Source organism: Anabaena sp. FACHB-83 (assembly GCF_014697485.1).
GTDB lineage: Bacteria > Cyanobacteriota > Cyanobacteriia > Cyanobacteriales > Nostocaceae > Nostoc_B.
On sequence record NZ_JACJRY010000054.1, the window covers coordinates 21,475 to 35,270 of the forward strand.

Here is a 13,796-nt window from a genome sequence, read left to right on the forward strand (position 1 = left end):
TAGGATTGCTATATACAAATAGTCACACTCAACTAGTTACCCATTGAACAAGATCATTAGAAAAAGAATCAATGAGTTTTTCTAAAGCTTTAATTTCATTAGACTTTAAAGTTGTTGACTTTAACAAATTTTGAATTTGCTTTTCTAAATCAGGCGTTAACTTTTTATTTTGAATAACTTCCTGAACAAATGTATCAACTGTCAAAGATTGATAAAGTTCATAAATTTGATTACCAACTCCTGGAGTGCTAAATCGAGACTGCACCCATTTCCGTGCAGCATTACCGTAACTTTCCTGGAGAATGGGATTTTCTAATAAACTGCGAATAGCACTTTTTAAGGCATTAGGATCACGGGGAGGAACTAAAAGTCCTGTTTCACCATGCACTACTGTATGCTGCAAGCCTCCTACATCACTAGCAATTACAGGTGTCCCGGCTGCCATTGCTTCAATTGCTACTAATCCAAATGGTTCGTAGTAACTAGGAACAACGCAGATATCGCCTGCGGCATAGTAAGCAGGTAACAGTGCTTGAGAAATCCGTCCTGTAAAAACTGTTACGCCTTTTAATCCCAGTTTATCAACCAAGTCTTGAATGCGTTGTTGTTCTTGAAAATCTGCACCATCCTCTCGACTACCACCAACTAAATAAAGTTGAACAGCATTAGGCAAACAAGCACAAGCTTTGACTAAAGTTTCTATTCCTTTGCGGGGGTCAAAACGTCCTACATATAAAATTATTTTGGCATCTTGAGCAATTCCTAATTGTTGACGAGCCACTTTTTTACTTACAGAACCAAAGTGTTCTGTATTAATGCCGCAGGGAATAACTTTAATGCGTCCAGATGGTGAAATTAACTGACGTAAATCTTCTACTTCTTGGGGACTGGTAGAAATTACACAATCTGCTTGTTCTAAAATTGCTCTTTCTACACAATAGCGAATTGCTGCAATTTGTGGTGAATTTTGTACATGGCGATATTTTACTGCGCCTATAGAGTGATAAGTATGAACTTGGGGTAGTCCCAATCGAGATTTCAGTTCTAAACCTACCCAACCAGAAAGCCAGTAATTAGTATGAATGAGTGCATAGTTACATTCTGTTCGCTGTTGAAAATTCAGCCAAGCTTCGACAAATTCTGGCAAATATTCAAATAGGTTATTTCTAGAGATAAATTCTGTTGGCCCAACCTTCAGGCGAATTGTGCGACATCCGGGGGCTAATTCTACAATTTCTGGTTGATTGGGGTGTTCTCTGCGGGTAAACATATCAATCTGACAGCCACGCTTTGCTAAGGCTAACCCTAATTCCCGCACATAGACATTTTGACCACCTGCACCTTCTTTACCAACTTCAGATGTAGGGTCGCCATGAACTGAAATTAGGGCATAACTAGGTTGAGAATTTGGTATTGCTGTAGTCATATTTTCCAAATATTTAACTGAATTTTAGAGAGTTGAAAATATTCATGATTAATTGCTTTAATATGTGTTTTTTAGATAATTTGGCTGACTATTTAACTTTAAATAATAAGTGAATCATCCTTCTTGAACAGATAAATGGGTAGTCTCTACTGATTTTTTTATGATTGATTTGATATTCAGGATGAGAATCTATGATTAACTTGATTGATTCTTGAATTGATATGTGATGAGCTTGACCATAAGCTTTTAACTTACGATACTGCTCATAAGTTAAAACAATATTGGAAATATTCACTGAAGGATCAAACATAGTAATTGCCTAAAGTTAACTAAAATTTCCAAAACTGTTTGTCTTTGGAATCTTACTGATTAAAGGTTAAATTAGTGAGAAAAAATCGGTTAAAAATCGGGTAGGTGAGAATCAGCTTCATATTAAAATTCTCTAAACTAAGTAATTAACTTAATTTAGAGAAATAAGGTGTAAAAGGAGTTATTCTGAGTTTGAGGTTAATAGTGGTTAGTGAAAACCACAAGTCACAAATGAGTGGGAAAATCAACTCAAATTATGTACCAGTCCATAAACATGGAAGTATAAAGACTATATGTGGAAGTATCAGGCAGAAATCGGGTAAAAATCGGGTAGTTATTTAAAACTGCTTGAGACGATAACCCAATCCATGAACAGTTTCAATAAACTCATCCGGCGCACCTGCATCTTTAAGTTTGTGCCGTAAACTCTTGATGTGAGACTTAACGGTTTCTTCGCTGGGTGGGTCATCTAGTGACCAGATGCGTTCAATAATTCCGGCTCGACTGAGTACCCGCCGACCGCTAGAAACCATAAGTTCTAACAGCGCAAATTCTTTGGGTGTTAAATATAAGGGCTGATCAGCGTAAGTTACTTCATAGGTGTTAGTATTTAAACGCAAACTGCCCCAACTCAGGTCGGGAAAAGATGCTGTGCTACTATTACGGCGTAATAATGCGCGAACACGAGCCATTAACTCTGGCATTTCAAAAGGCTTGACCATATAATCATCAGCCCCAGCATCCAACCCAGTCACTTTATCAGCCAAGGTGTCGCGTGCTGTTAACATCAGAATAGGTATGGTGCTGTTACGGGAAAAATTCAGCCCGACTGTAGGAGATCGCAACCTTTGACAAAAACTCACACCATCTAACTTGGGTAAAGTAATATCTAGCACTATTAAGTCATATTCCAAAATCTTGATAAAATCCCAAGCTTGCTCTCCATCTGGAGCTACATCTACCACATATTGGCGATCGCTCAAGGCCTCCATCAGCATTTCTGCTAACTGGATATCATCTTCCACTACCAAAATCCGCATTTCCCCAAGATTTGTAAATTAAACAATTTGTCTTCATCCCCATACCTCACCTTAATACCTCTACTTTGATTTAGTCCGAGGAAATTTAGCAGGCGGCTGAAACTTTTCTACAGGTACACCTTGAAGCGCCTTCAGCATAAAATCTCGCCACACAGGAGCCACCATACCTCCGCCAGTCGCGTGGCCAGATAATTGTCGATTATCATCCCTACCTATCCAAATAGCAGTTGTTAACTGCGGTACAGTCCCAATAAACCAAATATCTTTTTCTGAAGAAGTTGTACCCGTTTTCCCAGCAACTGGACGGCCGATATTTGCACCTCTACCAGTTCCCTCTTGAACAACTGTTTGCATCACATCTAAAGTTGCTGCTGAAGCCCAAGGGTCAAGTACTAGCTTTGGTTTAGGTGTATGATCCACCAACACATTGCCACTACTATCAGAAATCCTAGCAATCATTGTCGCAGGTGATTGCCAGCCATAATTCGCCAGGGTGGCATAAGCACTAGCCATCTCTAGTGGGGTGACACCAATTGCACCTAAAGGTAAGGAAGTCACAGGTTCCATCGGACTCATAATTCCCAAAGTCCGGCAAGTGTCAATTACTTTATTCATCCCCACAGCTTTACCAAGCTTGATTGCCGGGATATTACGCGATAAAGCCAAAGCCGTACGAATTGGTATTGCTCCCATAAAGCTATTATCATAGTTGCGGGGATAATACCAACCATTACCATCACGGTAGCTCACCGGAGTATCTAAGATTGTGCTGTTGGGCGTAAATTTCCCATTGGCAAAAGCAGTATAGTAAACAAAAGGTTTAAAAGAAGATCCTGGCTGACGGTGCGCTTGGGTAGCTCGGTTAAATTCGCTAGTTTTGGAATTCACACCACCCACCAATGCCTTGATAAAATGTGTGCGCGGATCAATTGCCACCAAAGCCATTTGATTCTTACGCAAACCTTGGCTTTCCAAAATACGATGCCATTTCTTGACAGTTTTTTCTGCCATCATTTGAAAGCTAGTGTCGATCGTAGTTTGTACCTGCATTCCACCTTTGAGCAGTGTTTCTCGTCCAAATTTTTTAATCAGTTCTTGTGCTACAGCATTGGTAACATAAGGCAAAGCACTGCCTTGAAATGACTTAATTTCACCCAGTTTAATTTTTTGTTTGAGGGCATTATTATACTCTTGCTGGCTAATCCATTTCAGTTCCAACATTCGCCCCAGAACTTCTTTTTGTTTTTGTTTTGCCAAGTTCATATTTACAAACGGGCTAAATTCTTCTGGAGCTTGAATTAAACCCGCCATCATTGCTGATTCAGCTAAAGTTAAATTTTGCGCTGATTTTTTAAAGTAAGTACGTGCGGCTGTTTGCACACCGTAGTTATTATGAGCCCAGTAAACTTGATTGAGATATAGTTCTAATATTTCGCCTTTACTCAGAACTTGCTCTAAGCGAATTGCTAATACAGCTTCGGCAATTTTTCGAGTTACAGCACGTTTTTGAGATAAGAATAAATTTTTGACTAATTGCATGGTGATTGTAGAACCACCTTCTCGCACGCCACCAGCCGTCAAGTTTGCTAAAGCCGCACGTCCAATCCCAACCGGATCAATACCATGATGTTCGTAGAAATGGCTATCTTCGCTGGCTAAGACCGCACGTTTTAAATTCGGGGAAATTTGATTCAGAGGCACTACTTGTCGATTAGCCTCTCCATGTATACGTGTTAAAAGCTTACCCTTAATATCGTAAATATAAGTAGTTTCTGAAGGCGAAAAATTTTTGATTTTTCTCACATCCGGTAAATTCCGAAAACTAATCGCTAAACCGACTAGCCCTCCAGCTAAAATAGAACTTGATAGCATTATCGTTGATAAAATGATGCTACCCGTTACTTGACCAATTTCTTTAAATAATTCAAACTGAGTTAAAGTTTGAGTTTTTGATTGCTGTTCAAGGGTTTTAAATGAAGACACAATAATTGTAGCCTCCTATGTATTAATACAAATTGAACCACTTTCATTTATTTCTTTAATTCCGAAGAATATTAAATAATTTATATTTTATGCTTAGTAATTGTATAGATTATTTCAAATTATTAATGAGATATTACATTTGTCATTTTTCAGGACTTACGCAGAATCATGAAAAAACTAACCGCAAAGGACGCATAGACGCGATAGCGGCTTCCGCAGGGTAGGACACGAAGTTAAGAAGATTCGAGAGGGTTCTTGTGTAAGTCATATTTTTAACATTATGAGGGTTTTAAATAAAAGTATCGGGTAGAAATCGGGTAGAAATCGGGTAGAAATGAAAATAATTTTCATTTCCATCTTTATGCTTAAAATATTTACCAACATCTTATGTAATAAAATATTACTTTTGAACTATTAATTTATGCGTTTATGAAATTGTCGCTAGAAGGAAAATGGATTGCCTCTGGCTTTAGCTTATGCTTATTATTCATGGGTATAGTTAGTCTTATTTCTTACCAAAACGCTACTCAGTTAATTTTAAGTAGTAATCAAGTTAAAGAAACAAATGAGGTAATGAAAAATATTACTGATATATTTGCTACATTAACTGATGCTGAAGCCGGACGCAGGGGTTATATTCTCTATGGAGAACAATTGGAATTGAAACGTTATTATCAGGCAATGGAAAGCCTCGATATAAAAGTTCAGAAGTTGCAGCAAAAACTTGCTGATGATCCTGATCAACAGCAGCAACTAACCAAGCTAAAATTACTCATTAATCAAAGAATTGAACTTTCTAAACAGTCTATTAATCTCAAAGAATTAGGTAAATCGACTTTTGCTGTTCAAGCACATCTGGTAAATCAAAGCAATCAAAATCGTAATCAAATCCGCCAAACACTCACTCACATGCAAACCAGGGAAGAAGAGTTATTGCAAATTTCTGTGAGGCATTCACAAGATAATATTCATAACCGAATGTTAATTGAACTCCTTGGTACTTTTTTGAGTTTTGCGATTTTATTAGGTGTTTATGCTTTATTGTATCAACAATTAGTAAAGCGTCAGGAAGCTGAAGCTATTCAACGGACTTTAGCTCAAGAAAAAGAACTTAGCGAATTAAAGTTACAATTTTTTTCGATGGTATCTCATGAATTTCGGACACCATTGAGTATTATCTTAGGTTCGGCTCAGTTATTAGCTCAAAGTAATCAACAGTGGACAGAAGAGAAAAAACTCAAGAATCTATATAGGATTCAGTCTTCAGCTAGGTCAATGAACCAATTACTTACCGATATTCTCACTTTAACTAGGGCAGAGGCTGGTAAATTAGAGTTTCATCCAGAACTCATGGATCTAGAAGCATTTTGTATTAATTTAATCGAAGATATTCAATTTGCTAATCGACAAAATTATACGATTAAATTTATTAGCCAAGGTAACTGTACCCATGCAAAATTAGATGAGAAATTACTCTACTCTATCTTGAGTAACTTGCTTTCCAATGCTATGAAATATTCATCTCCAGAAGAAAGTATTTTTTTGACTCTTAGTTGTGAACCACATACTATCTTTTTTCAAGTCAAAGATAATGGTATTGGTATTCCTTCAGAATTTCACCAGCATTTATTTCTTCCTTTTCATCGTGCGAATAATGTAGGCAAGGTTGTTGGTAGTGGTTTAGGATTAGCTGTAGTTAAAAAGTGTTTAGAAATACATAATGGAGAAATTTATGTAGATAGCGAAGTAGGAGGCGGAACAAGTTTTACGATAAAATTTCCCCAACAAGGAACAGTAATAGGCAAGAGTAAATTAAGCAGTCATGATTAAACTTAAACCTTTTTGGTTATAAGGTTTTCATCCGTACTATTTAACAAATTAATTTCGAGAGGAAGATGTCATAAATATACTTACTAATACAAAATATTATGGCTCTTCAGTTCATTTTATGGAACAGAATAATAAATAAAACCTAAATATAGGCTATATTTATTGCTGTGACTGGGTTTTAAGTTTTTGAGCGTTTCTATAAAACTGCGGTTTTAATGTCCTACCATAAAACCAACGCAAGAACCAATATTATTATAAATAACTCACTCTAATTTAAAATAAAGAATGCAACACGTATTACTTGTAGATGATGAAGCGGCTCTTTGCGACAGTCTCACCTATACACTACAAAAAGAAGATTACACGGTGACTACAGCCGCCGATGGACATAGTGCAATCAAACAGTTTCACAAGCAAGTACCAGATGTAATTTTGCTTGATTTGATGTTACCAGAAGTTGACGGTATGGAAGTTTGCTGGCGGATTCGAGCATTTTCTAATGTACCTATCATCATGCTCACAGCTAAAGATGAGGATATTGATAAAATTTGGGGGTTAGAAGCAGGTGCAGATGATTATATTACTAAGCCGTTCAACACCCGCGAACTACTAGCACGCATCAAAGCAGTATTGCGTCGTCGTTATGGGGAGCAGCCTTCATGAGAGGCTGGATATTTAGGATTAAATTAAATACAATTTATGCTAAGTTGTTAAGTACATATCTGATTCTAACAGCTTTTGGAACGTCACTGATGGCAGGTTATATCCTTTGGTCGTTTCATGATTACTTCATGCGATCACGACAAATAGATTTGGATAACTGGACAAGTGCGTTAAGCGAAAGTGTAGCAGATGCACTACAAGAAAAAGATATTAAACAGGTAAATTTACTGGTGCAACGGTATGGCGCACCACAAACTTTAACGCTACGTGTTTTTAGTCAACAAGGCAGTCTATTAGCCACTTCTGACCCCAAGTTAGACAGCCAAGTTAAAGACTGGTATCAAGTTCCGGGAATGCGGGAAGCTCTACAAAATCATATAAAACAAGGAATTGCCAAAGGCGTTTTATCAAACGATGATCGCCTCTACATTACCAGACCTATTGAGCGTAACGGTCAATTGTTGGGCGTAATCCGAATGTCTATGACTTTGGAGCAGTTTCAGCGACAGTTTGCTAGGGTAATTTGGAGTATTTTGGGAACGTTAGCAATAACGATTCTGCTGTGTGCGTTAATTAGCAGTCGGTTTGCTCGCAGTCTCTCAAAACCAATTGAGATTATGCAGAATTTTGCTATTCGCTTGGGTGGCGGTCATTTTGGTGATAAGCTAACAATCCATGAGAACAATGAGTTGGATCAATTGGCAGCAGAACTCAACCGGATGAGTGAGCGGTTAGCTTCCTTAGACAAAGAGCGACGGGTGTTTTTAGCCAATGTCTCCCACGAATTACGTACTCCTATCAGTAACGTTCAGGTGACAGTAGACGCACTCAAAGCAGGAGCATCTGAAGAACCAGAACTACGCGATCGCTTTTTCCAAATTATTGAAAACGAAACCAAGCGTTTATCACGATTGATTCATGACTTGCTGGATTTAGGACGTTTGGAAGCAGGAGTTACTGAACTAGAAAAACAAGCTATTTCACTGGATGGATTGATTAACCGTGCTGTTAATGCATTAGAACCGCGAATGCGAACTCTGGGAATTTCTACACAGGTGAACGTGGCAAACCTAATTATCCAGGGCGATCCAGAGCGGCTATTACAAGCGATTCTCAATTTGTTGGATAATGCGATTAAGCATTCACCAGCCAATTCTCAAGTATCTATTTCTGGATACAGCCAAGGCAAACAAGCTATTATTCAAATTCAAGACCAGGGAAAAGGCATAAAAGAGGGTGATACACCCCGAATTTTTGAGCAATTTTATACAACAGACCCTGCACGCAAAGGTAGTGGTAATGGTCTGGGGTTAGCAATTTCCAAGCGGATTATTGAAGCCCATCAAGGCAGTATTATCGCCAGCAGCACATCAAATCAAGGGGCAACTTTTACTATATATTTGCCGATAATTCGTAATTTATAATGACGCTCCTGCGTCGCTCTAAGCGAAGCCATGCCGAAGGCTTTACGCTGCGCTAACGTAATGCGTAATTTGTCATTCGTAATACTCTAAGGGTAGGTTGCGCCTATTATGCTTTGAACCATAATATGAGGTGCGACTCGTTCAGCCGAAACTGGGGAAACCCTTGGGATGGCTGGCTTCTCCAAAGTAACTAATATCTAGTTGCCCGCACTTAAATCCTTTGGAGATGACAACTTAATAATCATATAGGTGAAGGCAAGTAGCAATGCGAAAATCTAAACCCTATCCCCCAGACGCAGGGGAGAAAGCACTTCCCCTACGGTAGAGAGTGGTCTTCAATCCGTAAAGCGGGGATGAAAGGTGAAAGTAACAGGTAGCAAGTTCTTATGGATAGCAGCAAACGCGAAGACGCGACTGAACCATCATTATATGGAACCAGTGAAATAAGGCTGATACACTGGCAGACCCAAAAGGGCGAAAACTAAGGGAATCAACGGTGTCTCATGCCAGTTGATGAGCGTTTCCCGAATATAGGTGGATAGCGTCATCCTAAAAGAACAAACCAATGATTATTAGGAACGAAGTAACCCCTCTGTTGCTCTTAGGTCAGGTCGAGACCTAAGCAGTCAACCAAGACGCAAACTCTGAAAGATTCAGGCAATAGGGGGATTGAGATTGAGTCAAAAGCCAATGCCTTACCTAATAGTAAGGATATGCTGACGGACTCACGATGAAATGGATGGTTCATGGTGTCAGTAGTAATGAACAAGACTAAAGCCCAGCAATCTGAGAAAGATTGGGAGAGGATAGTATGGACAGACGATATACCTAGCCAAGCTTGCGAAAATCCCACATATAAATGGCGGGAAATTCCGTGGAAAAAACTAGAACGTCGGGTGTTTAAGTTACAAAAGCGCATTTACCAAGCGTCTAGTCGTGGCGATGTCAAAACAGTACGTGGACTCCAAAAATTACTGATGAAATCCTGGAGTGCAAAATGCCTCTCGGTGCGTAGAGTCTCCCAAGACAATCAAGGAAAGAAAACGGCGGGAGTGGATGGTGTCAAATTACTAACCCCAAAGCAACGTTTTGACTTGATAAAACAACTGCAACTGGGAATAAAGGTATCCTCTACCCGGAGAGTATGGATTCCAAAACCGGGAACGGAGGAAAAAAGACCTTTAGGAATACCTACCATGAAAGACCGAGCATTGCAGGCACTGGTCAAACTGGCACTAGAGCCAGAATGGGAAGCAGTGTTTGAACCCAATTCCACAGGGTTCAGACCAGGACGCTCAACACGGGATGCTGTCGCAGCAATTTTTATAGCGATTAAATCGCAACCTAAGTATATCTTAGATGCGGATATATCGAAATGCTTCGACAAAATCAACCACAAACAACTCTTAAGAAAATTAAATACCTTCCCCACCTTACGGAGAATGATCCGAGCCTGCTTAAAGGCTGGTGTGATGGATGGAGAACAGATATTTCCGGCAATTAGCGGCACACCACAAGGATCAGTTATTTCGCCATTACTAGCGAATATTGCCCTTCATGGGTTGGAATATCGGATAAAAGAATTGGCGGAATCCTTTGATATTAAACGCCGTAACGGCAAATATCAACTGCCAAAAAGAGACAAACGAAAATCCATTTCAATTATTCGTTATGCCGATGACTTCGTAATTCTTCACGAAGACATAAATGCCATCACTAAATGCAAACAGGTGATATCTGAGTGGTTAAGTGAAATGGGCTTGGAATTAAAACCAAGTAAAACCAGAATTGCTCACACATTATATGAGTATGAAGGGGAGAAACCTGGATTTGATTTCCTGGGGTACACAATTCGACAATATCAAGTTGGAAAGTACCAAACCGGGAAGGATACTCAAGGTAATCCACTTGGATTTAAAACCATCATCACCCCATCAAAAGTAAGCCAAAAAAGGCATTATGCCCAGATAGCGGAAGTAATAGAAAAACACAAGGGTGTCTCACAAGCGGCATTAATAAGAAACCTGAATCCTCTAATTAGAGGATGGTGTAATTACTTCGCTACAGTTGCCAGCAGTAAGGTATTCTCAAAAATGGATACCTTAGTCTATTGGAAACTACGTAAATGGGCAAAAGGTCGTCATAGAAACAAAGGTCAAAAGTGGATAAACCAGAGATACTGGCAATCCATTGGCGACGATAACTGGGTATTCGCCACCTCGCCACAGGGGTCAAATCCCGTGCGCCTACTAAAACATAGTGCGACCAAAATCAAAGACTATGTGAAAGTCAAAGGTGAAGCATCACCCTATGATGGAAACCTAATTTACTGGAGTAAAAGAAAGGGCAAATATCCACAAATGCCGACAAGAATGGCAAAACTTTTAAAAAGTCAAAAAGGAAAATGCGCCTACTGCGGATTGTTTTTTAAAGATGAAGATGTCATGGAAATCGACCACATCATACCGAAATCAAAATCCGGTTCAGATGAATATAAAAACCTCCAACTTCTTCATCGTCATTGCCATGATCATAAGACTGCCAATGATGGTAGTCTGGGCAATCAATCTGACTGTAATAGTGTCAAGCCTAAACCGCTAGTCATCCCAGATAACTATAGATGGGTTGACGATATGCTGGTTATGACGTATGTGTGACAAGCACCATTTTATTGAGGAGCGGAATGATGCGAAAGTATCACGTTCCGTTTTGAAGAGCAACGGCTCTCGTGAGGGAGTCGTTGACTTTAATCTTTTAACTCACAATATGCTTCAAAAATCAGCGTCAAAGTAGAAAATCACATCTACCAAGTAATTGCAGCACTTGATGAGGAATTATAGTTACGTCAGACAGCAACACAAGCGGCGTTAGGAAATGGTAGCTATAGCCGATGAGTAATGAACTGGGCAAGTCTGGTATTTGATTATTAGCCCTAGACAAAACCAAGGGCTAACCCCGCACAAGTAGATGCCCTGGATGCCAGCCATAATCAATAGCATCTTGGGCTTTTGTACTGTTTATATAGCAATCCTAAACTACTTATGAGAAAATACGGAGAGAGTAAGAAAGTAAATTATATAACAAGCAAGCAGTTGTGGTTATGTGGATACAGTGGTTAGAAGATTTTATCAAAAATAGTCAAGAACAACGTGAAATCAAGCGAGCTACAGCAGTCAAAATGCTGTTATATGGATATAAGCATGAAGAAATAATGCCAATATTGGGAGTGTCTAGTACGGCACGGCGGAAATAGCTAGACCATAATCGTAGGAGAATAAATGGTGAGGTAAAAATTTGCTGTGTCCAAGTATTAAGGGATAAAGGTGTGCCAAAATTAACTCCAAAAATCTTAAATTTAAGCAATGGCGATCGTTATGAACTCCAGCAGTTGATTGACCGACACAACACACCGCAACAGATCGCACTGAGAGCAAAAATAATTCTGATGGCATCTGAGGGTCAAAATAATCGGGAAATCGCCATTCGTTTGGATATCGATTTAGACTTTGCTGGTGAATTTGTAAAATTTGTCTGGGGTTGTGATGAATTAGAAATTAATTCTCAACAGTTATATGCTTGGTGGGATTAACTAGTTGAAAGTTTCGTGTCCACTGTTTTCTGGAATTTGCGATCTAGCTTTTGTAGTCATGGAAAGAAAAGCCACTTATACAGAACTTCTATAACTTGCTCTTGGGAATATAACCCCATCAAAAGCCCAATCATTCCGACTGGGTTTTTGACTGCGAGAGCGTACGCTGCCTTATCACATCAGGGTTAACCATTTATTAACCTTTACTGGATGCACCTAATTGGCTTTTATGTCATCCTAGAAAAAGAGAATTAATTTGGTGAGTATTTTTGTTTTTAGTATTGACAGGCTTTACCCTTTTGGTATTTACAGACTTTTCTCCGAAATTTAAATCTCTACACACTCAAAATTTTGGAGAAAATCAATGTCAATTTATGTAGGCAACCTCTCCTACCAAGTTACGGAAGAGGATATTAAGGGTATTTTTGCTGAATATGGTACTGTAAAGCGGGTTCAAGTACCACAAGACCGGGAAACAGGTCGTCCGCGCGGCTTCGCTTTCGTGGAAATGGGAACAGATGCAGAAGAAGATGCTGCTATTGATGGTCTTGATGGTGCTGAATGGATGGGTCGTGACCTGAAAGTTAATAAAGCCAAGCCCAGAGAAGACAGAGGTTCTTCTGGTGGTGGACGTGGCGGATATAGTGGTGGTGGACGCGGACGCTACTAAGATTTGACACCGGAAATTTGAGAGAGCCAATTTTTAGGCCATTGAGGAATTCAATTTAGTAGGAGAAAGAATGACCCAAATTATAGTGGGTGAAAATGAACATCTTGAGTCAGCGTTACGCCGATTTAAGCGAGAAGTATCCAAGGCGGGGATTTTTCAAGACATGAGGAAGCATCGTCACTTTGAAACGCCTATTGAGAAATCCAAGCGCAAAAAACTGGCTTTACAAAAGCAAGGTAAAAGACGTTTCCGCACTTGAGGACTGACATAAATATAAACGAATGCCCTCATAGTTTTTATGAGGGTTTTCTTTATGGAATTTAGCACCAGTAAGAAAAAATTAAGTAATGGTAGTTCTCAGTGGCTTCAAAGCTATATATATCAACAAGGATAGAAGCCATTGTTGTTTACCTTTCTTGCCCGGTTGAAGCTAATGTTTAACATTCAAAGGTAATATTGCTCAGGTAGCAAAAATTTTACTTTCTATAATGGCTAATCTACCACGTATCTGCCTAATCTTCTGAAGAACAGCTTGGTATTTGGCTGTATTTCCTTGTTTTTGAAAGAGGTTAGCTGCTTTTTGTAAATCATCAATTGCTAAGTGGTCATCTCCTGAGTCAGCACGAGCAAGACCTCGATTATAGTAAGCTTCAGCTTTAACTCAAGTTCACACTGAAGTGAGCTTGTGGTCGCAGCGTGTTTTGGATATGTCGGGATTGTTATCAGAATCAACGGCGATTAGCTACAGTGGGGTGTAGCAAAGTAGGTCTATGATCGGTCGCATCGCTTTTTCTCACTCAGGTATAGTTGCAGTTTCTCAAAAGTGGGAGCGCAATTATTGTAAGGCTGCTTGAATCAACCT

Annotated in this window: 12 protein-coding genes; 8 read left to right on the forward strand and 4 right to left on the reverse strand. The window is 39.3% G+C overall.

What is annotated here, in order from left to right; all coding sequences use genetic code 11:
- Nucleotides 1-28: 28 nt before the first annotated feature.
- From H6G79_RS31610 to H6G79_RS31625, 4 genes are all read right to left on the reverse strand, one after another.
- Nucleotides 29-1,426, reverse strand: a complete 1,398-nt coding sequence (locus tag H6G79_RS31610; RefSeq protein WP_190594355.1) for a glycosyltransferase — start codon at nt 1,424-1,426, stop codon at nt 29-31.
- Between the two features lie 88 nt (nt 1,427-1,514).
- Nucleotides 1,515-1,736 (reverse strand): hypothetical protein, encoded by a 222-nt coding sequence (locus tag H6G79_RS31615; RefSeq protein ID WP_190594354.1) that lies wholly within the window; start codon nt 1,734-1,736, stop codon nt 1,515-1,517.
- A gap of 337 nt (nt 1,737-2,073) precedes the next feature.
- A complete protein-coding gene (locus H6G79_RS31620; protein WP_190594353.1) occupies nt 2,074-2,775 on the reverse strand; it encodes a response regulator transcription factor in 702 nt (233 codons plus the stop codon).
- 60 nt (nt 2,776-2,835) lie between these two features.
- Nucleotides 2,836-4,758 carry a transglycosylase domain-containing protein gene (locus H6G79_RS31625; RefSeq protein ID WP_190594352.1) on the reverse strand — a complete coding sequence of 641 codons (1,923 nt, stop codon included), beginning with the start codon at nt 4,756-4,758 and terminating at the stop codon, nt 2,836-2,838.
- Nucleotides 4,759-5,187: 429 nt separating this feature from the next.
- Between H6G79_RS31625 and H6G79_RS31630 the strand changes: the two genes are divergently transcribed.
- The 8 genes from H6G79_RS31630 to rpsU all read left to right on the forward strand — a co-directional run bounded on the left by H6G79_RS31630 (nt 5,188) and on the right by rpsU (nt 13,193).
- A complete protein-coding gene (locus tag H6G79_RS31630; RefSeq protein WP_190594351.1) occupies nt 5,188-6,588 on the forward strand; it encodes an ATP-binding protein in 1,401 nt (466 codons plus the stop codon).
- Nucleotides 6,589-6,873: 285 nt separating this feature from the next.
- Nucleotides 6,874-7,251, forward strand: coding sequence for a response regulator transcription factor (locus tag H6G79_RS31635; protein WP_190594350.1), 378 nt, complete (start codon nt 6,874-6,876; stop codon nt 7,249-7,251).
- Complete coding sequence (locus H6G79_RS31640) at nt 7,248-8,675, forward strand: cell wall metabolism sensor histidine kinase WalK (protein WP_190594349.1); 1,428 nt, start codon at nt 7,248-7,250, stop codon at nt 8,673-8,675. The genes H6G79_RS31635 and H6G79_RS31640 overlap by 4 nt, the downstream gene beginning before the upstream one ends.
- A gap of 746 nt (nt 8,676-9,421) precedes the next feature.
- Nucleotides 9,422-11,332, forward strand: a complete 1,911-nt coding sequence (gene ltrA / locus H6G79_RS31645; protein ID WP_242048661.1) for a group II intron reverse transcriptase/maturase — start codon at nt 9,422-9,424, stop codon at nt 11,330-11,332.
- A gap of 443 nt (nt 11,333-11,775) precedes the next feature.
- Nucleotides 11,776-11,928, forward strand: a complete 153-nt coding sequence (locus H6G79_RS31650; RefSeq protein ID WP_190594347.1) for a hypothetical protein — start codon at nt 11,776-11,778, stop codon at nt 11,926-11,928.
- Between the two features lie 72 nt (nt 11,929-12,000).
- Nucleotides 12,001-12,264 (forward strand): hypothetical protein, encoded by a 264-nt coding sequence (locus H6G79_RS31655; protein WP_190594370.1) that lies wholly within the window; start codon nt 12,001-12,003, stop codon nt 12,262-12,264.
- A 364-nt stretch (nt 12,265-12,628) separates the two neighbouring features.
- Complete coding sequence (locus tag H6G79_RS31660) at nt 12,629-12,934, forward strand: RNA-binding protein (RefSeq protein WP_190594346.1); 306 nt, start codon at nt 12,629-12,631, stop codon at nt 12,932-12,934.
- 70 nt (nt 12,935-13,004) lie between these two features.
- Nucleotides 13,005-13,193 (forward strand): 30S ribosomal protein S21, encoded by a 189-nt coding sequence (rpsU, locus tag H6G79_RS31665; protein WP_015115835.1) that lies wholly within the window; start codon nt 13,005-13,007, stop codon nt 13,191-13,193.
- Nucleotides 13,194-13,796: the final 603 nt, after the last annotated feature.